Genomic DNA, 19,852 nt, shown 5'->3' with positions numbered 1-19,852 from the left:
TATAAGCGAAAGAACTGAGTGAATCGTTTCTTTAGCCCTTCGACACGAACCAACGCATCTTTCCAACGCCTCGATACAACAGTTGACGTAGATCGGTGGGAATCAGGCGATAGCCACCGCGAATGGCCAGGTTTCGGGCAAATTGAGCATTGGAAACGATGCCTTCGTTGCGGAAGATCTTTTGCAGACGCATTTCTGAGCGCAACATGTGTCTCCCCCCACGCCTCTTATAGGCGCCCGATCCCACGCGATAACGGACCAGAACTTCAGGGGCGTTCCCGCAGGGAACACCTGCAGCCACCATTCGCGCAAACAAAAGGTAGTCCTCCATCAATTGGAGATGCTCATATCCTCCAACTGCCTCGACCGCACTCTTGCGGTACACAACTGAGGGGTGCGCGAAAGGCGAACGATAGGAAATGACCCGACGGATCTCTTCTTCGCTGGTTGGCATGGAGCGCACAAGCCCAGCCTCGGCCTCGTCGTCACTGAATTCTTGAATCGCAGATCCCAGGAGCCCAAGCCCTCCTTCAACCAGAGGAATCTGGATCGCGAAGCGCTGAGGAAGCGAAATATCGTCGGCATCAACGCGAGCGACGATGTCGTGGGAGCAGTGCGCAAGGCCGATATTGAGCGCATTCGCCAGTCCCATATTGTGCTTGAGTCGCACGACTCGAACGTCGATGTGCCCCAGTACATCGGTTTCTTCCCCTCGCGAGGCACGGTGAAGGAAGTCGGAAATGCTCTCGTCAACGGGGCCATCACACACAACCACGAGTTGCTTGGGAGAGAGCTCCTGTTGCCGCGTTGCGCTGGAAACAGCACGGAAGAAAAACTCCGGCTGGTCACCTGCATAGACAGGGAGAAGTACTGAGAAATCGCCGACTGTCATTGATGCTCCCCCTTAGAGCACTCACGCGCTCCAGAAGAGGAACATCCGCAGCCGCACCCGCAAGCGCGCCGGCCCTGTTCAAGAGCAGCGACTTCATCGGCAACTTCCGTCAGATGAAGGATCTCGCTTGAGCGCAAAGGCGGACGCCACGCATCACGCAAACCCTCTCGCAGGTAATCCACAGCAGCCGAGCGATCGGAAGACGCCGCAAGCATCTTTGCCCAGCGCAGTGCGGTCGCCGCCCCAAAAGCACAGCGATCAAAGAGCCCAAAACCAGACGAGGTACCAAGCGCCCAGACCTTGTTACGAACTTCGTTGTAGAAACGCGGCCCCGGGTCGGCAGTGGAGTTTCCAAAAGTCTTCGTCCGATGCTCAACGCGTGCGCCATCCACGTAAAGCCCCACCCGTCCCTTGAGTAGGCGCGCAGTGTATTCAAAATCGTCATTCCACAAGAAGTAGGCGGCTTCAGGAAGCCCTTCTTCCTCAATCGCGCGAGCATCGATCATGATCGCAACGAAAGAGGCCGTGCGAATCTGACGCGCACCAACGGCAGCCGCGTGTTCACGAAGCTCACGCGAGATCAAGAAGCGCTCACGAGGCGCATTCATCGGGTGCTCGCGTCCGTCAATCCAATCGGCTCGACATGCCAAAACGGCCGGTGTGCCGGGATAGGCCTCGCGGGTTTGCAAGAGAACTTCAAGCGCGGTTGGGGTCGGGATCGTGTCGTCATCCATGATCCACACGAGGTCGGCACCCACAGTCATTGCCCTAGCAATTCCGGCAGCAAAACCACCAGCGCCACCGTAGTTTTGCGGCAAAGTGACGACGTTGGAAACAACGGGGTGAGAGGCAATGAGTTGCGGAGTCTCGTCGCTGGACGCGTTATCAACCACAACAACGCCGTCGAGAGGGCGGGTCTGAGCGGCAAGCCCATCAAGAGTTTCACGTAAAAGTGCTGCTCGGTTCCATGCAACGACGACGGCGATGACTCGTGGATTGCTCATGAGATAAGCCTACGGGCAATTGTGATGAAATTGCCAAGCCAAGCTCACCTGTCTCGATATCGCTTGAGTTAGGGTGTTTGAAGAGTAAGTTTCATTGCCCCCCGGGAGACTTCTTCATGAAGCGTTCATCTATCGCATCAACCTGTGCAGTGTCAGCACTGTTTGCGCTTACACTTGCCCCTACAACACACGCAGATTCTTCTTCCGCTTCACCATCCCCCTCCCCGTCGGTCAGCACCGCGGCCAGTGAGGCGACGCCATCAACTTCCCCCACGGCCTCGGCACACGCAACCCCTGACGAGGCCGCGCCCACCACTACCACGGTTACTGCACCCCCCCCCCACATCGATCTCCCCCGCTGACGTAATCCGTCAGCGTTGGCAGGACTTGGGCGGAGAAAACGGCGTACTTGGCAGCGCCACCTCTGGGCTAGTTCCCCTCCGCGACGGCGCTTTCATCCAGTTCTACCGCGGCGGCCAAATCTACTGGACTGCTCAGTACGGTGCGCATGCCTCGCGCGACGGAATCCACAGTGCCTACAGCGCACAAAAGTGGGAAAACGGCCCCCTCGGTTTCCCGACCTCTGACGAAGAGAACCAGACGATCGCAGGAATTCGCGGCGCGCTCCAAAGCTATGAAAACGGCCAAATTCGATGGAGCAGCCAAGGCGGCGCCCACCCTATTTGGGGCAAAATCCTCGAACGCTACGAAACCGCAGAAGCGGAGGGGCGCTCTCTAGGCTGGCCCTTGAGCGATGAGATGAAGGACGCTGCCAATGGCGGCGCATACCAACACTTTACCGGTGGCTCAATCTACTTCCACCCATCCACCGGCGCGCACCGGGTGACCGGTGGTATCCGTAACCTGTGGGAAGCTCAGGGCTGGGAACGCGGCCAGATGGGCTACCCGACGGGCGAAGAGACCACTACCGCAGGTGGCGGCGTGTATCAGACTTTCCAAGGTGGAACCGCATACTGGCACCCCCGCACTGGCACCTACTACGTGCACGACGCAATGCTGGGAGCATACGGACGCGCCGGATATGAATGGGGACGCTACGGCTACCCGCTGAGCAATGAAACCCCGTCCGCTAACGGTGGCGTGTTCCAGATTTTCCAAGGTGGAACCGCATACTGGCACCCCGGCTCGGATTCCTATTTCGTCCACGACGCAATCATGGGGACCTACGGTTTCTACAACTGGGAGCGCGGAGAGCTGGGCTATCCCTCCTCAGATGAAACGCCTTCCGCGAACGGCGGCGTCTACCAAATTTTCCAAGGCGGAACCGCATACTGGTCACCGCGCTCTGGCTCTCACGCTGTTCCCCTGGATTTGCTTGCCGAATACGGCAATCACGGTTACGAACGTGGCCACCTGGGATACCCGACCTCCGAACCCTACTGGGACGGAAACCGTCACAAGCAGAACTTCGAAGACGGAGTTCTAGAGAAGACCAATGACTTCAATGTCACGTGGGCCGGGCAGCCTAATAACTATTTCTGCGGTCCGACCAGTGGTTGGATGATCCTCAACGCGATCGGCGCTCACCACTCCGCACAGGGAACGCCGCTCAGCATCAACGCCGTAGCAAGCCGCGATTATATGAACACCGTGGGATACGGCTACACGAGCTTCCATGACCGTCGTTTCGAGTACGGGATGAATCGTTGGCTGGGCCGCGATGCCTATACGACGATTCACACTCCTTCGGTTGAGCAGGTCCGCGATTCCGTGAAGGCATCCTTCTCCAAGGGATTGCCGACGGCTGTTGATGCTCAAGAACGCCGAGGTGGCCCCCACTACAACGGTCACCCGAACTCCACCTTCTCCCACATCATGGTTGTTACCTCATACGACGCCAACACTGATTCGATGCGTATTGCCGATCCGGGCGTCCACTACCTCTGGGGCGGCGAGGAACAGTTCTGGTACCACCTCCCTTCCTTCACGCAAAACTTCCTCCAAACCGAGGTTGAGCGTGACGGCCGCGAACACATTGGCATCTACAGTGCCCGCTAAGTCGGTGCCTTCCCTTCATCGCCGAGGCCGCGCATCCCTGCGTCGCTTTGCTTTCCTCAGTGCCTGCGCTCTTGTCGCCCTTAGCGGCTGCGCAAGCGGAGGGAGTGGGGATTCCTCGGCCTCGGCGAGCGCGAGTGTATCGCCTCGTCAGATGGACGGCGTCTTCGAGCCTCTCGTTGCGCAGTCCGCGCTGGAGGATCCTCGCGAGCGTGTATGCACAGATCTCTCTCTTCCTTTTGATCTTGTCGTGATGCACGCAAGCGATCAGCCATGCGAATTGTCTCCATCGGGGCAAAGCCAGGCATCTTCCGTAGATGAGAAATGGACACTAGGCGGGGATTTCCGGCAGATTCCTTCTCTTCCCATCGACGGCTCCCAGGTTTTTGGGTCCTCAACACATGACCCGAGCGACCTGTACTCCTACAAGCCAGCGATTCTTTCCCCACAAGGGACACGCGAGCTCTCGCCGGATTTACTTCGAGAAGACGGCAACTACGTTGAACCCCTCGACGGGACACAAAGCGGTCCCTGGATTACTTTCCTCGGACGGCAGGTTTCTTCTTCCTCAACCGGAGACCACCAAGAGGACAATGTCTTTGCTCCGTGGACGATTTACTCCTGGAATATGGACGAGCAACGTCTGCATACCGTGATGACGTGGTCGGATCTTCCCGCTCACAGTCCCCGGAGCTCAGGTGAGCTGCCCCCTGTCAGCGATGGGACACATGCGTTTTACGGCGCAAAAGCCTCAACTGATCACGGAGATTACTCACTGATCGTCACTCAGAGCCTGGACGCTTCAACGAGCTCCAACAAACCGCAGATTCTTCTCTTTGGGGCCTACCCCGCGCTCTCTGAGCAGGGACTCAGCGTGATTGCAACTACGAAGGACTCACCGGCCCCCTCTCGCGTTGTCACGCTCAGCGGCACGGATTTCTCAGGGGTCACCACCCACTTCGACCTGAAATCACAGGACTATCGAATCAGTGGGCTCTACGCCGCCAGAGATCACCATGCGGTCCTCGTTAGTCCATCAACGACGTCTTCCGCGGCCTCGTCCTACCTCGGAGTCTGGGACAGTAAGTCCGCGGACTATCCCACGCAGTGGATCATGGTCGATTCCCGAACTCCTTGGGTGTCCATCGGTGAAGAGGCAATCGTGTGGGGCGCCGGATCGCAGGCGAACAATGCACAGATGTACCTGCGTTCATGGGAAAGCGGCCAGATCACGCGCTTAGGGGAAACCCCCGGCTACTCACGCCCTGTCATCGCTGCGCAGGGACGAGCAGTCCTTATTCCTTCCCTCACCGCCACGGGTGCCGTTGAGTGGAAACTTGGAGAATTCGCCGAAAAATAGCGCGCCCTTTCTTCAAGTAACGATATGATAAAGGCGATGAGTACTCCACAATCACGCATTGCGCGACCGATTGCTCACTCGGCAACGCTCCCATTTAAGAGTGGTGCAGCACGAGTGATTTCTTTGGTTGCCTTCTCCTGCGTCCTCCTGCTGGTTTCCACCGCTTTCTTCATTTACCGCGATTTCGGCAACCAGCTTGCGTCAAACTCCATCAATACCCAGGGTCTGGGCAACGCGAACTCCACCGAGACCGCCGCGCCTTCCGATTCCTTCGAGGGACGCCCCGTCAATATCCTCATCTCTGGAATTGACTCACGCCAGAACCAAGGTGATGACGCCAATGGTGACGCTGCGGAGCTTTCATCAATTCACTCCGATACGACCATGCTTATGCACATTTCCGCAGATCGCACGCGGGTTCAGGTCGTATCAATTCCCCGAGATCTCATTACGGACATTCCCGCGTGTAAGCGCTCAGATGGCACGGTTTCTTCCGCCTACACCGGAATGTTCAACTCTGCTTTCTCTACCGGTTCGAATGACACCGATATCGCAGGCGGTATTGCCTGCACCGAGGCGACCACGGAACAGTTGACCGGCGTGAACATCGACGGCTTCGTCGTCGTTGATTTCCACGGTTTCCGAGGCCTCATCGACGCTTTGGGTGGGGTCTGGTTCGACATCCCCGAAGACATCGATGATTCCCGCTCGGACTTGCATGTGCAGGCGGGATGTCAAAAACTCGACGGTAAAACGGCTCTGGCCTATGCCCGTACGCGTTATGCCGTGGGTGACGGTTCAGATTTGGGCCGTATTTCAAATCAGCAAAAACTGGTCGCGGCGATTATGCGTGAATTGCTCGCCAAGAACTTCGTGTCGGATCTTCCTTCGCTCTTGTCCTTCACCAAGCAGGGACTATCCGCACTCCAACCTTCACAAAACCTGTCGAATATCAACACCGACGTGGGTCTTTTGCTCTCCCTGTCCTCGATTGACCGCGCGAATATTCAGTTTATTACCTCGCCGAACCAGTACTCCCCCGTTGACCCCAACCGCGTCATCAATCTGGAGCCACAGTTCAGCCAGGCCTGGGAGGCAATCCGCAAGGATCAACCTTTCCCCGCTGCAATTGAGTTCACCAACGGTAGCGGCCAAGAAGGCCAGACGAATGCCTCACCGAGTGCCTCGGCCTCGCCTTCTGAAAGCAGCTCCGCGTCTGCTTCGGCTACCCCGAGTACGTCACCCTCGGCAAGCGCATCTGCAAGCGCAAGCCCCACCGCAGCTTGCCCGGCGGAACGCTGATGACTCAACCACCTTCTTTTCAGCCCGACCCCTCGCGTAGGCGCCCGCGCCTCTCCGAGGTTCAGAACTCTTCTGTTAACAGCGAAGACGATGGTGTTGTTTCCCCTGGAGTCGAAGAATCTGCTCCCCAGGCAGGGCCCAAAGAAACGGTCATGCCGCCCTCTTTTGCACCGCGCGCCAAACGCGTAGCCTCGGCGCCGAGCTTTACTCCGTCTTCTCCTGCAGCAACCGAGCTTCCGCGCGCGGCAACACCGTCTAGGCCTCACTTCCAGCCCGTTCAAGCGCCTCCCAGTGCCCCCGCAGGCACGCCAGTGTCCCCGCGGCCTCGTCGAAAGAAGAAGCGACGCTGGCCGCTGGTTACCCTCGTCGTGATTCTCCTGATCGCTGCGTGGCCCGCGTACCTCCTTTTCGACGCAAATTCGCATCTCAAGCGAATCGATGCACTTTCCGGCGCCGCGGGCACCTCGGGAACCACCTATCTTCTTGCAGGTTCTGATTCGCGTGGCGACGGTTCAGTTCCAGACGACACCGAAGGACAACGCGCGGACTCCATCATGCTGGTTCACGTTGCTCCCAATGGGCAGACCAGCAATATTTCGCTCCCCCGAGACACCTACGTTGAAATCCCCGGATACGGGTGGGACAAACTCAACGCGGCGTATTCCTACGGCGGTCCCACACTCCTCGTTCAAACCGTTGAACAACTCACGGGACTAACGATCGATCACTACGCAGAGATCGGCATGGGTGGAGTTTCCAACATCGTCGATGCCGTCGGCGGAGTGAACCTCTGCTACGACTTGACAGTCAATGACGAGCGCTCCGAACTCAATTGGGAAGCGGGCTGCCACGATGCAGATGGCAAGACCGCCCTTGCCTTTGCGCGTATGCGCTACTCCGATCCGCTCGGTGATATTGGACGCGCTCAGCGCCAGCGCCAGGTCGTCTCGAAGACCGTATCGAAGGCCATGCAGCCGGCAACATTGATCAATCCTTCGAGCGCTTTGCGCGTCGAGCGTGCGGGAGCATCAGCCTTTACCGTCGACGAAGATTCTTCTGTCCTCGACGTCGGCAAGCTTGTTTTGGCTTTCCGCAGTGCTCAAAACTCTGGAATGACCGGTGTTCCTCCAATTGAGGACTTGGGATACTCGACCTCGGCGGGCAGTGCTGTCCTCTTGGAAGACACGACCGCCCCCGACTTCTTCGCCAAGCTCCGCGCGGGAACACTGACGAAAGACGATCTCACTCCTAAGCTCTGAGTCTGCCGAGGCCTCGCCTAGGCTTCGTCGCGAGTCTTCCACAGCGTGAATGCAGCCAGCGAAATCGAGTCCTGAAGTTCGCCTGAAACGATCATCGAGCGCAGTTCAGCGAGGCTCACCCATTGCAATGCGTCGACTTCACCATCAATCTCGCAGCGTTTCTGCTCGGGCACGGTGCATGCAATAACCTCGATGTGCCCGCCAAGGATCCCCGAATCGGGATAGATCTGACCCAGAGATATACCGTTTTCTCCATGAAAACCGGTTTCTTCAAGGAGCTCGCGCAGGCCGGTTGCAATTCCATCCGCGTCGCTTTCTTCGCTCATTCCGCGCGGGAACTCCCACAGGTCGCGTTCAATTGCGAGGCGACGCTGACGAACAAGTGCGAAGGCACCCTGATCATTGCGAGCAACAACAACGGCTCCGGCCCTGTCTCCCCCGATCATCACCCGATGCATTCGAGGGGTCGCGTCGTTTCCTTCCACCCACAGGGGGAAGCTCTGTGCATGCCACAGCTGCGTCCATTGCATCTTGTGCCCTTTCATATGCGTCAAGCGCTTTCTATGCCTCGGCTAAACGAATTTCCGACATCATCCGCGAGGGGCGAAGCTCAAGTAATTCATGAATATCCGAATATGGGAAGGACGCGAGGAAAGCAATCCCCGTCCACACGACATTCATCCAGAAGCTATCTGGACCGAACCAGCCCGAATCGTGCGCGGTCAAAATGAACGCCAGCGCCGTGACCGCGAGGCAGCGAAGGACGCCGCCCATCACTCGTTTACGCCACTCGAGAGGCTCAATAGCGAACTCACGAATAAAAAGAGCAAGGGAACGCCAAGAATTGCGCGTCAAGCGTTTCGCGCGAATTTCTTGGGCGGGAGAAGCTCCCGAGGCAGCAGTGAGCTCCTTTTGCGCATCCCGGGCCCGCTTTGTCATGGGGTGGATCAGAACTCGCTGGTATTGTTCTGGCGTCAACGTCGCCATGGCCTCGGTAATCTCACCATTGACGCTCAAGCCGCGTGCCGCACCGACTTCGCGAAGTGCTTGTTTGCTCAATGCGACGCCAAAGCTCGCAAGGGTTAGACGCGCATTATCGAGCAGGCGCGCACGCCACATCTGACCCCGACTGAGCGGGCGCACGCACATTCCCCACTGCCGTTGTGCACGCGTTTCTGGATCATCATCGCCCGAGTCAGTCGCAACGATGGTAAAGCTCATGCGCGAGCTCGGTGCATCAAGAAGAGCAAGTCTTTTCCGCGTCGCAGCATCCTCGTACAGCAGAGAAAACCAGCGCAACGCGCAGCGCGCATGCGGGGCGGTCAAGGAACCTGAGTACACCTGTCCGCCAGGAACCTCAAGATCTTGCGGCGCAGCATTGTTCATCCAGTGAGCAAGCAGAGCAACGACATCTCCCCTGCGAGCTGGGCGGGCGACATGTCCCCCGTTGCTGCGAATCCATTCTGGGAGCCAAGCTCGAAGAGTCAGAGCAATCGAGCGGGCCTCTGGATTTTCGAGGTCTTCGATCCTGCCGTGACGCTCCCAAAATTCTATTTCTTCGACGCTGGGGGTGCGAGGCCACGAGATCAGGTGTACCCGCAGAGATTCCATTGCGCTTTGCCACTGGTCTCTTCCGGTTGCTACCAGCGCCTCAGCTTCGCGCCTGCGGCGAGGAACGCGAACATACGCTGGATAGGAGTCGATGTCCTCTGAGTCGCATTCCTCAAGGTCCGCGAGCAGAGTGCACAGTTGAGCACGCCGAGCCGAGGCCGCACTCGCCTCGGTATCGCCCGAAGCGTTGAGGGCAGCATAAGCGGCCGAGACGAATGTTTCACTTTCAACTCTGCTGCGTTGAAGGGCAATCCATTGCGCTCTCTCCTGAGCATCCCCCGGACGGGCAAAGCCACCCGCGGGTGGAGTTGGCGCCTCGCAGCCCACGACTAAGGGAAGATCCTGAAATCGCGGGACACCCAAGGCCTCGGCAATCCCATCGGGGCCAAGCGAAAGGAAACAAATGCCGTCGAGGAGTTGGTTGCGGTCAACGTAGACGTAATCCGCACTCAAGAGCGCCATCCGCAGCTTCATGATGAAACGGTGGATGGCAGCTTCTGGTCCAAAGCGACGCCAAGCCATCGCCTGCTCGAGTGAGTCGAAATCACTGATCGAAACAGTCGATGCAGTCCAGTTCACGCGGGCAGGCGATTGAAGGCCGTTGGCGTCAGGCATTGTTCACGACTGAGTTGGAACCTTGATCGCGCGGGGACCTGCCTGCCATGCATCCCATGCCGACTGAAGAATCTCGGCCACGCCGTAGTTTGCTTTCCAACCCAAATCCACCGCGATCGACTGCGGATCACCGATAAGCATCGGCGGGTCACCGGCGCGACGGTCAAGCTCATCAACCGGGAAATCCCAACCGGAGACGGCGCGCAGACCATCGATGATTTCACGAACGGAGGTTCCAAGTCCGGTACCAACGTTGAATTGACGGTGCGCGGGAACGCCACGATTGAGAGCATCCAGAGCGTAAATGTGTGCGTCTGCCAAGTCCTTGACGTGGATGTAGTCACGGATACACGTGCCATCATCAGTCGGGTAGTCAGTTCCGAAAATCTTCGGGTTTTCGCCGTGAGCAAGGCGGTCCAAGACCATCGGAACCAGGTTCAAGCACGCGGGGTCCGCCAGGTCATTCCATCCGGCTCCGGCGACGTTGAAGTAGCGCAGGCCAATCCAATTCAGTCCCCACGCACGTTCAGCATCAGCCATCATCCACTCACCGATGAGCTTGGTTTCACCGTAGGGATTAATCGGCTTCTTCTCGATATCTTCGGGGATCACCGGGACAGGAGGCATTCCGTAGACGGCTGCGGAGGAAGAGAAGATCATGTTCTTCACTCCGGCCTCTTCCATTGCCAAGAGGACGTTGGCCAGACCACCAATGTTCTGGCGGTAATACCACGCCGGACGCTCAACAGATTCTCCGACCTGCTTTTGTGCAGCAAAGTGGATGACACCGGTAACGTCTTCGTCGATCATTGCCTGGGTCAGCTTCGGGAGCGCTTCATCGCGAGCAACATCGACCTTGATCAGGGTTGCGTCGCCAATACGATTCGCCGCCCCAGTGGTCAGGTTGTCGACGACAACAACCTTTTCGCCTCGTTCCAGCAGAAGACGGACAACATGCGCGCCGATGTAACCGGCGCCTCCGGTAACAAGAATGCTCATGTTGTTCAGTGTACGGCAATTAAAAGCGTCGCGAGCGTCGCCCCATGGAAACGAGAGCGCCTTCGGGCATGATGCGCCCGGGATCATAGGTTGCAGGAATCGCAGCTAATGAGACAGTGAAAAGTGGCGGGACAGTGCGCGAAAGTTCAATGCGCCCGCCCATCGTTTCGATCAGGTCCTTTGCCAGAGCTAGTCCAATACCGCTCGATCCGTGTCCGGAGACGCCATTTTCGAAAATATGCGGGGCCAAGTCGGCCTCGACTCCTTCTCCTTCGTCTGAGACTTCGATGACGACTCCGCGATTATTTGCGCTATTGCGCGCATGAACCCACGTTGTTCCAGCGCCGTATCGCAGGGAGTTTTCGATCAGAGTTGCCAAAACCTGAGCGATCTTTGCTTCATCGGCCAAAATCGGAGTACCGGCTTCGTCGGTGAATCGTAGAACTCGACCGGCTTTCTCGAAGGCTTCTTCCCATTCTTCACGCTGGGTATTGAAGACCTCGAGGACATCGATTGCCTCTGTTGCCGCGGATTGGCGCTTGTTCGTATCCAGCAGCTCGGTGACGACGGTGGTTAGTCGTTCAATCTGCTCGAGGCAGGAACGGGCTTCTTCTTGGACTTCTTCTTCCGTTGAAATCATTTCGATTTCTTCGAGGCGCATGGACAGTGCCGTCAGTGGAGTACGCAGTTGGTGCGAGGCGTCTGCAGCTAGCTGGCGCTCAGCTGCGAGCCTTCGCGCCATTTTTTCGCCGGTGCGCTGAAGTTCTTCTTGGACGAGGTCGATTTCCTCGATCCCTGAAGGTTTGACGCGCGCACGGACCTGACCTGATCCGATTTGTTCTGCCTGTGCAGACAGGTAGATCAACGGAGCGGATAGGCGCCGTGAAAAACGCGAGGCCAAGGCCCATCCAACTGCCAAGGAGACAACGATTCCTAAGGAAAAGAGCCCGGCGACTTGAGCAATTCCCCGGATCGCGTCTCGCGCTGAAACAGTGATGGAGACGCGCACTCCATTGGCTGACCACGCAGTGCGAGAAATCGTGAGTCCTCGCAGAGGCTGGCCGACTGTGATGGGAGTGGGAGTTTGAGGCAGAGTCACTTCCACATAGGTGGGGCCGCCACCTGTCACCAGTGTTTGTGCCCAAGCACGCGCATAGCTTTCGGATAATCCGCTGCTTGCCATGCGCCGATCGAGGGCGCTTTGAACAGTCTGAACACGAGCATCCAATGCACTCGTCTGCGCATTCCAGACCAAGATCGACGAGGCGATCGCGCCGGGAACTCCCAGCAGCAGTGCCACAACCGCAACTGCGGTGACAATCATTCGCGCAGCGCGTTTACGCATAGCGAGCCCTTAAATCTTGATCTAGGCGGAAGGCTTTTCGAAGCGGAAACCCATTCCACGAACGGTTGTGATATAGCGCGGTGATGCAGCGTCATCTCCGAGCTTGCGACGCAGCCACGAGACGTGCATGTCGAGGGTCTTGGTTGAGCCGCTCAGACCATTCCCCCACACTTCGCGCATGAGAGTATCGCGGGGCACAACGTTTCCGGCTTCACGCACCAAAACGCGCAGAAGTTCAAATTCTTTTGCGGTAAGAGAGAGCTCAACACCGCTGACGTATGCGCGATGCGCTGCTACATCAATGCGAACGTCCTGGACAACGAGATCACCGTCAGCAACTTCTCCACCACCGCGGCGAAGGAGAGCGCGCACGCGAGCCAGCAATTCTGCAAGGCGGAAAGGCTTCGTCACGTAGTCGTCAGCTCCAGCATCGAGGCCGACAACCATGTCCACCTCGTCTGCACGGGCAGTCAGAATCAGGATCGGAACAGCACTGCCGGAAGAACGGATCTCCCTAGCGACGTCCAAACCATCCATATCGGGCAATCCCAGGTCAAGAACAACCAAGTCAATGCCATCAAGATCTTCAAGTGCACTCCGGCCATGATCGTGCGCACGCACATCGTAGGTCTCTCGCGCGAGAGCACGAGTCAAGGGGCCAGCGATAGCCGGGTCATCTTCAACGAGAAGCACTGTAGTCACGGTAATAGCATACCGGATTTCAGGTATTTCTTGTAGATTTCTTGACCAAAATGGGATGAAATCACAAGATCAGGTAAAACACCTTAAGAGAGCGTCTTAGCGACGATATGTCAGCAAATAGGGGGAAATCGTTCCAAAACCCCGCAGCGTTGCACTTGGGAACTCTTCAACGTCGTATTCCATTCCCGCTTTACCCGCAGCGATTGCGGCCGCAGTTGTGGGATCCATCAAGATTTTGCCAACAGGAGCAATATCCACCAATCGAGACGCCAGGTTCACCGTCGGCCCAAAAACATCGCCCGAACGAGAAAACACATCGCCGCGTACGAATGACGCACGCACGGGAAGCATCTGATCATCCGCTCCAAGCTGCTCAATCAAAGACACGGCTACTCTAAGCCCCGTCTCCAAGTCATCTGCGATGTACATGACCGCATCGCCGATCATCTTGACGACGCGCCCACCGGCATCAGTAACAGCATCTCTGGACAATTGCTCAAAGCGGCCGATGAGATCGACTAGTTTTCCACCCAAAATTGCCGACGAAGACGTGTAGGAGACCATATCGACGAAGCCCAAGGAACGATTGAGAGGAAAACGAGGCTGTAAGCCCTCATGGCCGCGAGTCGAAATTTCATGATCCATTCGTTTAAGAAGAGCATCCAACTGACGTCGCCATGAGTGACGCAAGACGTCTTCAAGGACGTCAACGCGCTCTCGGATATGGTCGAGGACATACATGCGCGCAGCCGTATCATCGAGGCCAAAGCGACGCATCGTATCTTCAACAAGCGCTTCAACCTGCCACAGGCCAAGGCGATCGGCCAGGTGAGAGTTCGCCCGAAGAAGAGAACGCGCCGTTGCAGTATCAATCGCACCTGAAGCCATGAATCTCGACCATTGAAGGAAGAGCTTCGCATCATTTTCGGTGAAGACTTTTTCTTCGCTTCGCGGGGAGGGGAAGCCCATTGCGACCCAAAAATCCCGCACTTCCTCAATAGTCACGCCCGCCATGGAGGCAACGTCTTCAATCGTGAGCGTTTGCGGGCCACCCAAAAGCGAAGATGTGTTGGTATGCACGGTCGAAAAATCGCGAGTGTTTCCTACGTCGTCCTTCACATCTTCCTCCACAGGTGTGGTCTAACGCACATTATTCTAGTGAAGAAAACCTCCTCCTGCACGAGAAAATGCTGAGTATGCAGTTTGTCTTAGCCTCACAATCCCCCGCCAGACTCCGAATTCTTCGAGAAGCCGGTATCGATCCCATCGTCTGCGTCTCCGAGGTCGACGAAGATGCAGTCCTCGAGGCTATCCCCTACGCCAGCGCCGAAGAGAAAGTGCGCGCCCTAGCCACAGCGAAAGGCCACTGCGTAGCCTCGGCAATCGTGGAGGGAAGGATTAACGTTCCCGAAGCAGGCAAGCTCCCGCGAGAATGCGTCCTGGTCGCTTGTGACTCAATGCTGGAATCCGGAGGCAAACTGCTGGGCAAACCCCACGATTCTCAAACTGCATTGACAAGAGTCAAAGAACTGTCGATGTCCCAAGCAACCCTGTGGAGCGGACACTACCTGGTCCACCTACGTGAAAACACTGCAGGGTGGGAGATCCTTGCAAATAGTGCTCACAGTTGCTCAACCAAGATCTGTTTCGGGGCGATTAGCGAAGAAGAAGCAGCCGCATACGTTGCCTCAGGTGAACCTCTAGAAGTCGCCGGATCTTTCACGATCGACGGCCTCGGCGGAGCCTTCATCGAAGAAATCCACGGCGACCACCACAACGTTATCGGTATTTCAATCCCGCTCGTGCGCACCATGATGGCGGACTTGGGCCTCAAATGGACCGATCTATGGGAGCACTGGAACCCACAGGCCTCGAACTAGTCTAAACAACCGGCTCCGCGACCAGGCGCTGGCAAGCCGCCGCAATACGTTCATCGCTCGCGGTCAGCGCGATGCGCACAAAGCCCACCCCGGCCTCGCCGTAAAAGTCGCCGGGGGCGACAACAATGCCGCGCTCGGCAAAAGCACCAACGAGGTCCCAAGAGTTCATCACGCCACGCGGGTCGCGCACCCACAGGTACAGGCCCGCAGCGGAGTCGCTGTCACGCTCCAAACCGGTAGCCGCGACCGCGTCGACAAGCTGGGCTCGGCGGCGCGCATAAATCTCACGCTGCGCCTGGACATGCTCGGTATCCCCCAAAGCACACTGCATCGCCGCTTGGACAGGCGCGGGCACCATCATTCCGGCATGCTTGCGAACCTCAATCACGGGAGCCAAAAGCTTCGGATCCCCATACATCAATGCGGCTCGGTATCCGGCCACATTCGATTGCTTCGACAGGGAATACAGCACAATCAAAGAACTGGAGTCCCCATCGCACACACGCTCATCCAAGAGCGAGGGAACGCCGTGACTCACATAGGGTTCTTCCCACGCCAAGGCCGCGTAGCACTCGTCCGAAATGACGATGGCATCGTTGCTTCGCGCCCACCGAACAACTGCTCGAAGCTGCTCAAGTGAAAGAACGTGCCCATCAGGATTCCCCGGGGAATTAAGCCAGACAAGCTGTGCCTGCGGCCAAGAATCCGGGTGCGTGGGATCCACCGGAATGGCAGTGGCGCCTACCAAACGAGCACTGATGTCGTAGGTCGGATACGAGGCCCGCGGGAAAAGGACAGTGTCGCCAGGGCGCACGCCCAGAAGGAATGGCAGCCACGCGACAGCTTCCTTCGATCCGATTGAGGGAAGAACTCCTGTCACTCCCACGTCCACCATATTGCGACGCTTGCCCCAAGCGAGGATTGCACGGCGAAGCTCGACGCTTCCGATCACCGTCGGATAGCCCGGAGCGTCCGAGCTGTCTTTAAGGGCATCTTGGATGAGCTCGGGCGTTGGATCGACCGGCGTGCCGATAGAGAGGTCACACACTCCATCGGCATGCTCATTCGCACGTTTGCGGTAGGGCGCGAGCTTATCCCAAGGAAAGTCGGGAAGATCAAGCGGACGCGGAAGACGACTCATTTATTTGTCCCAGTCCTCGTTTTGCGGAGGAAGGGCACTAATCCACGGGACATCGAAGGACTGAGGACCTGTCTTCTGTGCACCGCCGGGAGAACCCAGGTCGACGAAGAAGTCAGCATTTGCCTGCAAGTAGTCAGACCATTCGCCGGGCAGGTCGTCCTCGTAGAAAATTGCCTCGGTCGGGCACACCGGCTCACAGGCGCCACAATCCACGCACTCATCGGGGTGGATGTACAAGGTGCGCTCCCCCTCGTAAATGCAATCGACGGGACACTCATCAACGCATGCCCGGTCCTTGACGTCAACACAGGGCTGGGCAATGACGTACGTCATGTATTCCTCCTTGGACTGGGTCCGACAAACAGTTCATTCTATTATCGCCAACATGACACCTGACGCGAATCCCGAGCACTTTTCAGCTGATAGTGGGCAAATTTTAGGCGCTCCCCCCAGCGAGGCGAGCCCGGGTATTACGCCACACCATTCGCACGCAATTCCAGGCGACCCCAGCGCCGAGGCCACCGCTGCTCCTGCGGGAAACGATCAGTTAGCGGCAGCGATCGCCCGTTTACCCTGGATGCGCCTTGAGCTCGGCTCGCGCGTGGTGGTTCGCTACCGCTTGGAAGATGGACTCCACGACGCCCTTGGGATCTTGCTCGAAAAGGCACCGACCCACGTGGTGATTGACACCAGGCGAGGCCGTGTGAAGGTAGACGCGCGGACCATGGTGACCGGCAAGCAGGTCCCTCCCCCGCCGCAGATTTAAGGAAAAGCCCCACGCGAGCTATTTCTCGCGCGGGGCAAACCTTTTGCTGATCAGTCCTTGTTCTGACGACGCTCACGCGCAGCGATCTTGAAGCGTTCCTGCGCATCCAGAACGACCTTGCGCACGCGCACGGCCTCGGGAGTCACCTCAACGCATTCATCATTCGCGGCGAACTCAAGGGATTCTTCCAAAGTCAGCTTTCGTGATGGCGTCAGTGACTCATACACATCAGCGGTCGCGCTACGCGTATTCGTCTGCTTCTTTTCGCGGCAGATATTGACATCCATATCCTCACCGCGGGGATTCTCGCCGACAACCTGGCCTTCGTAGACCTCTGAGCCGGGCTCAACGATGAAAGAACCGCGCTCTTGGAGGTTTGTCATAGCGTAGGGCGTTGCCTGTCCCGCGCGGTCTGCAACAAGCGAACCGGTGAGGCGCTGTTCGATCGCTCCCTGCCAGGGTGCATAGCCTTCGGCGATAGACGAAGCAATACCCGTTCCGCGAGTTTCCGTCAGGAAGCGCGTACGGAAACCAATCAGACCGCGAGCAGGAACAATGAATTCCAAGCGGATCCAACCCGAACCGTGGTTCGCCATCGTTTCCATGCGGCCCTTGCGCTGGGCCATGAGCTGAGTGACCGATCCCAGGTATTCCTCGGGAATGTCGATAGTCATGCGTTCCATCGGTTCAGAGCGCACGCCATCGATGGTCTTGGTGACGACCTGAGGCTTACCAACGGTCAGCTCGAAACCTTCACGGCGCATCTGCTCGACCAAGATTGCCAAAGCAAGCTCACCACGCCCTTGGACTTCCCATGCATCGGGGCGCTCGGTGGGAAGCACGCGCAGCGAAACGTTACCGACGAGCTCGCGATCAAGGCGGTCTTTCACCTGGCGTGCGGTGACCTTTGCTCCCTTGACACGGCCGGCCATGGGCGAAGTGTTAATTCCGATCGTCATGGAGATTGCCGGATCATCAACGGTAATCAGCGGCAGAGGACGCGGATCATCGAGATCGACCAGAGACTCACCGATGGTGATGTCTTCAATACCTGCGACTGCAACGATATCGCCGGGTTCGGCACTTTCGGCCGGGATTCGTTCGAGGCCTTCGGTTCGAAGCAACTCGGTGATGCGAACGGGCTTAATGCTTCCATCGTGGCGAGCAAGTCCCACGGTTTCACCCTTGCGCAATGTTCCGTTGTGGATACGCAGCAGCGCGAGTCGTCCCAAGAATGGAGAGGCGTCCAGGTTCGTCACATGAGCCTGAAGGGGTGCGTCTTCTTCGTACTCGGGACCGGGGATGCGGTGAAGAATCGTTTCGAAGAGGGGCTCGAGGTCCTCGGTGGGGATATTGCCGTCACCGGGGTTGGTGAGCGAGGACTTTCCGGCCTTTGCCGAGGCGTAAACAACCGGAACGTCGAGCAGGGAATCCACATCTGCGTCGACGCCTTCGCTCATTAGATCTTCGGCCAGAGCAAGAAGAAGGTCCTGCGTTTCAGAGACAACCTCTTCGATGCGGGCATCGGGGCGGTCAACCTTGTTGACGACGATGACGACGGGAAGTTGCGCTTGAAGAGCCTTACGCAAGACGAAGCGGGTCTGCGGGAGCGGGCCTTCGGAAGAGTCAACCAACAAAACGACGCCGTCAACCATGGACAGGCCTCGTTCAACCTCGCCACCGAAATCGGCGTGCCCGGGAGTATCGATCACGTTGATGACCACACCGCCTTCGAGGCCCAGCTTCTGGGCGGCGGGACCACGGTAGTGAACCGCGGTGTTCTTGGCCAAGATCGTAATGCCTTTTTCGCGTTCCAGATCACCGGAGTCCATGACGCGTTCGCCGGTTTTTTCTACCGTATCGCGCTCATTGAATGCGCCTGACTGCCACAGCATGGCGTCAACCAGAGTAGTTTTGCCGTGGTCAACGTGTGCAACAATCGCGACATTACGTAGATCTTCGCGGATGGTCATAAGACTCCCTATTACTTACCGATTCGCTTCCACAGAAAGCTTATCGCCGTTTTTTCAGAATTCCCTTCTCCGAGGGACTATGTGTGAGGCGTTACTCGCGCTATCCTTGTCCAATGGCAAACCGACGTGTCTATCGCGCCAGCAATGACCGCTGCGACGCAAGTTTTTCAGATTCCGGTGCTCAATTCCTTGAATGGACTCCTGCGGGCACCGAGCCGGTACTGTGGCTCTCCGAGCGTTCCCTTCCGTGGGCATCGACGCCTGCACGAGGCGGCGTCCCGATTTGTGCACCGTGGTTCGGCGTTGCGACTGCTTCTTTGGCAGCACCCGGATCCGAGGCTCAGAATCACGGCTTCTTAAGGAATGCAACGTGGGAACTGGTTGAACGCACTGATGACAGTGCGATTCTTTCCTTCACCTATGCTCCGACGACAAAGACGGAGATGGCGAAGTTCCCGCATCGTTTTACTGCTCAGCTTCATGCCACCTTCGGGGAGCATCTTCATCTGGCGCTCACAATGACGAACGCCGATGAGGAAGCTTTCTACGTGGACGAGGCCTTGCACCCCTACTTCAACGTCTCAGATGTCCGCGAGATCAGCGTTGTGGGGCTGGACGGAGCCGAACAGCTGTGCACGGTGACAAATGAGCACTCTGTTCAAAAAGGCGACGTGACCTTCACTCAGGGACGGGTCGACTCGATCTTCGATTTCGCGGGGACCGTTTCAATCCTTGACCCGGGTTTTGGCCGTCGTATCGTCATCGAGAAGGAGAACTCGGCGTCGACCATCGTGTGGAATCCCGCCGAGGCAAAGGCTGCAGATATGCACCACGAGGATTGGAAACACTTCGTGTGTGTTGAGGTGGGTAATGTCCGCCACAACGCGGTTTTCCTCCAGCCGGGCCAATCGCACACAATTTCCCTGACAATCACTGTAGAAAAACTGAACTAACCCCTACCACAGGTAGCGGTAAACCGGCTGTCGT

At 57.5% G+C, this 19,852-nt stretch carries 19 protein-coding genes; 7 read left to right on the top strand and 12 right to left on the bottom strand.

The features are described from left to right. Positions 1 to 31 precede the first annotated feature (31 nt). The 3 genes from HMPREF1627_RS08190 to HMPREF1627_RS10575 all read right to left on the bottom strand — a co-directional run bounded on the left by HMPREF1627_RS08190 (position 32) and on the right by HMPREF1627_RS10575 (position 2,242). Positions 32 to 892 carry a glycosyltransferase gene (locus tag HMPREF1627_RS08190; RefSeq protein WP_034502806.1) on the bottom strand — a complete coding sequence of 287 codons (861 nt, stop codon included), beginning with the start codon at positions 890 to 892 and terminating at the stop codon, positions 32 to 34. Further along, the gene (locus HMPREF1627_RS08185; protein ID WP_034502805.1) at positions 889 to 1,896 is read right to left on the bottom strand and encodes a glycosyltransferase; all 1,008 of its coding nucleotides are present in this window, start codon (positions 1,894 to 1,896) and stop codon (positions 889 to 891) included. Before HMPREF1627_RS08185 ends, HMPREF1627_RS08190 begins: the two co-directional genes overlap by 4 nt. A gap of 91 nt (positions 1,897 to 1,987) precedes the next feature. Further along, on the bottom strand, positions 1,988 to 2,242 hold the full coding sequence (locus HMPREF1627_RS10575) for a hypothetical protein (protein WP_199805892.1): 255 nt from the start codon (positions 2,240 to 2,242) through the stop codon (positions 1,988 to 1,990). A 41-nt stretch (positions 2,243 to 2,283) separates the two neighbouring features. Here HMPREF1627_RS10575 and HMPREF1627_RS08175 point away from each other — a divergent pair, with 41 nt between their 5' ends. From HMPREF1627_RS08175 to HMPREF1627_RS08160, 4 genes are read left to right on the top strand one after another with little or no spacing between them, the layout of a single operon-like run. After that, entirely contained in the window at positions 2,284 to 3,915 is a 1,632-nt protein-coding gene (locus HMPREF1627_RS08175) for a C39 family peptidase (protein WP_234305294.1), read from the top strand. A gap of 4 nt (positions 3,916 to 3,919) precedes the next feature. Next, a complete protein-coding gene (locus HMPREF1627_RS08170) occupies positions 3,920 to 5,272 on the top strand; it encodes a hypothetical protein (RefSeq protein ID WP_234305293.1) in 1,353 nt (450 codons plus the stop codon). Positions 5,273 to 5,308: 36 nt separating this feature from the next. Beyond that, on the top strand, positions 5,309 to 6,574 hold the full coding sequence (locus tag HMPREF1627_RS08165) for an LCP family protein (protein ID WP_034502802.1): 1,266 nt from the start codon (positions 5,309 to 5,311) through the stop codon (positions 6,572 to 6,574). Next, a complete protein-coding gene (locus HMPREF1627_RS08160) occupies positions 6,574 to 7,833 on the top strand; it encodes an LCP family protein (RefSeq protein WP_081940800.1) in 1,260 nt (419 codons plus the stop codon). The genes HMPREF1627_RS08165 and HMPREF1627_RS08160 overlap by 1 nt, the downstream gene beginning before the upstream one ends. Positions 7,834 to 7,850: 17 nt before the next feature. On the opposite strand, the gene HMPREF1627_RS08155 is transcribed toward HMPREF1627_RS08160, so the two are convergent. From HMPREF1627_RS08155 to HMPREF1627_RS08130, 6 genes are all read right to left on the bottom strand, one after another. Next, on the bottom strand, positions 7,851 to 8,363 hold the full coding sequence (locus HMPREF1627_RS08155) for an NUDIX hydrolase (protein ID WP_034502800.1): 513 nt from the start codon (positions 8,361 to 8,363) through the stop codon (positions 7,851 to 7,853). A 31-nt stretch (positions 8,364 to 8,394) separates the two neighbouring features. Further along, the gene (locus HMPREF1627_RS08150; RefSeq protein WP_034502798.1) at positions 8,395 to 10,059 is read right to left on the bottom strand and encodes a hypothetical protein; all 1,665 of its coding nucleotides are present in this window, start codon (positions 10,057 to 10,059) and stop codon (positions 8,395 to 8,397) included. 3 nt (positions 10,060 to 10,062) lie between these two features. Continuing rightward, entirely contained in the window at positions 10,063 to 11,058 is a 996-nt protein-coding gene (galE, locus tag HMPREF1627_RS08145; protein WP_034502797.1) for a UDP-glucose 4-epimerase GalE, read from the bottom strand. A gap of 19 nt (positions 11,059 to 11,077) precedes the next feature. Next, the gene (locus tag HMPREF1627_RS08140) at positions 11,078 to 12,403 is read right to left on the bottom strand and encodes a sensor histidine kinase (RefSeq protein WP_034502795.1); all 1,326 of its coding nucleotides are present in this window, start codon (positions 12,401 to 12,403) and stop codon (positions 11,078 to 11,080) included. Positions 12,404 to 12,424: 21 nt separating this feature from the next. After that, positions 12,425 to 13,105 carry a response regulator transcription factor gene (locus tag HMPREF1627_RS08135; protein WP_034502794.1) on the bottom strand — a complete coding sequence of 227 codons (681 nt, stop codon included), beginning with the start codon at positions 13,103 to 13,105 and terminating at the stop codon, positions 12,425 to 12,427. A gap of 96 nt (positions 13,106 to 13,201) precedes the next feature. Beyond that, the gene (locus HMPREF1627_RS08130; protein ID WP_052040902.1) at positions 13,202 to 14,224 is read right to left on the bottom strand and encodes an adenylate/guanylate cyclase domain-containing protein; all 1,023 of its coding nucleotides are present in this window, start codon (positions 14,222 to 14,224) and stop codon (positions 13,202 to 13,204) included. 77 nt (positions 14,225 to 14,301) lie between these two features. On the opposite strand from HMPREF1627_RS08130, the gene HMPREF1627_RS08125 reads away from it, so the two are divergent. Beyond that, positions 14,302 to 14,985 carry a Maf family protein gene (locus tag HMPREF1627_RS08125; protein ID WP_034502791.1) on the top strand — a complete coding sequence of 228 codons (684 nt, stop codon included), beginning with the start codon at positions 14,302 to 14,304 and terminating at the stop codon, positions 14,983 to 14,985. 1 nt (position 14,986) lies between these two features. Here HMPREF1627_RS08125 and dapC read toward each other — a convergent pair whose 3' ends face one another. Next, on the bottom strand, positions 14,987 to 16,126 hold the full coding sequence (gene dapC, locus HMPREF1627_RS08120) for a succinyldiaminopimelate transaminase (RefSeq protein ID WP_034502789.1): 1,140 nt from the start codon (positions 16,124 to 16,126) through the stop codon (positions 14,987 to 14,989). Further along, entirely contained in the window at positions 16,127 to 16,459 is a 333-nt protein-coding gene (gene fdxA, locus HMPREF1627_RS08115; protein ID WP_034502787.1) for a ferredoxin, read from the bottom strand. 52 nt (positions 16,460 to 16,511) lie between these two features. On the opposite strand from fdxA, the gene HMPREF1627_RS10805 reads away from it, so the two are divergent. Then, a complete protein-coding gene (locus HMPREF1627_RS10805) occupies positions 16,512 to 16,892 on the top strand; it encodes a 2-hydroxymuconic semialdehyde dehydrogenase (protein ID WP_234305292.1) in 381 nt (126 codons plus the stop codon). Positions 16,893 to 16,942: 50 nt separating this feature from the next. On the opposite strand, the gene typA is transcribed toward HMPREF1627_RS10805, so the two are convergent. Continuing rightward, a complete protein-coding gene (gene typA, locus HMPREF1627_RS08105) occupies positions 16,943 to 18,865 on the bottom strand; it encodes a translational GTPase TypA (protein ID WP_034502785.1) in 1,923 nt (640 codons plus the stop codon). A gap of 113 nt (positions 18,866 to 18,978) precedes the next feature. On the opposite strand from typA, the gene HMPREF1627_RS08100 reads away from it, so the two are divergent. Beyond that, positions 18,979 to 19,818, top strand: coding sequence for a D-hexose-6-phosphate mutarotase (locus HMPREF1627_RS08100; protein ID WP_052040901.1), 840 nt, complete (start codon positions 18,979 to 18,981; stop codon positions 19,816 to 19,818). The last annotated feature ends 34 nt before the right edge of the window (positions 19,819 to 19,852 follow it).

The organism is Actinomyces sp. S6-Spd3 (assembly GCF_000758755.1).
Lineage (GTDB): Bacteria > Actinomycetota > Actinomycetes > Actinomycetales > Actinomycetaceae > Pauljensenia.
The sequence above is the reverse complement of the archived record's forward strand: the minus strand, read 5'-3'. Positions and strand labels throughout refer to the sequence as shown.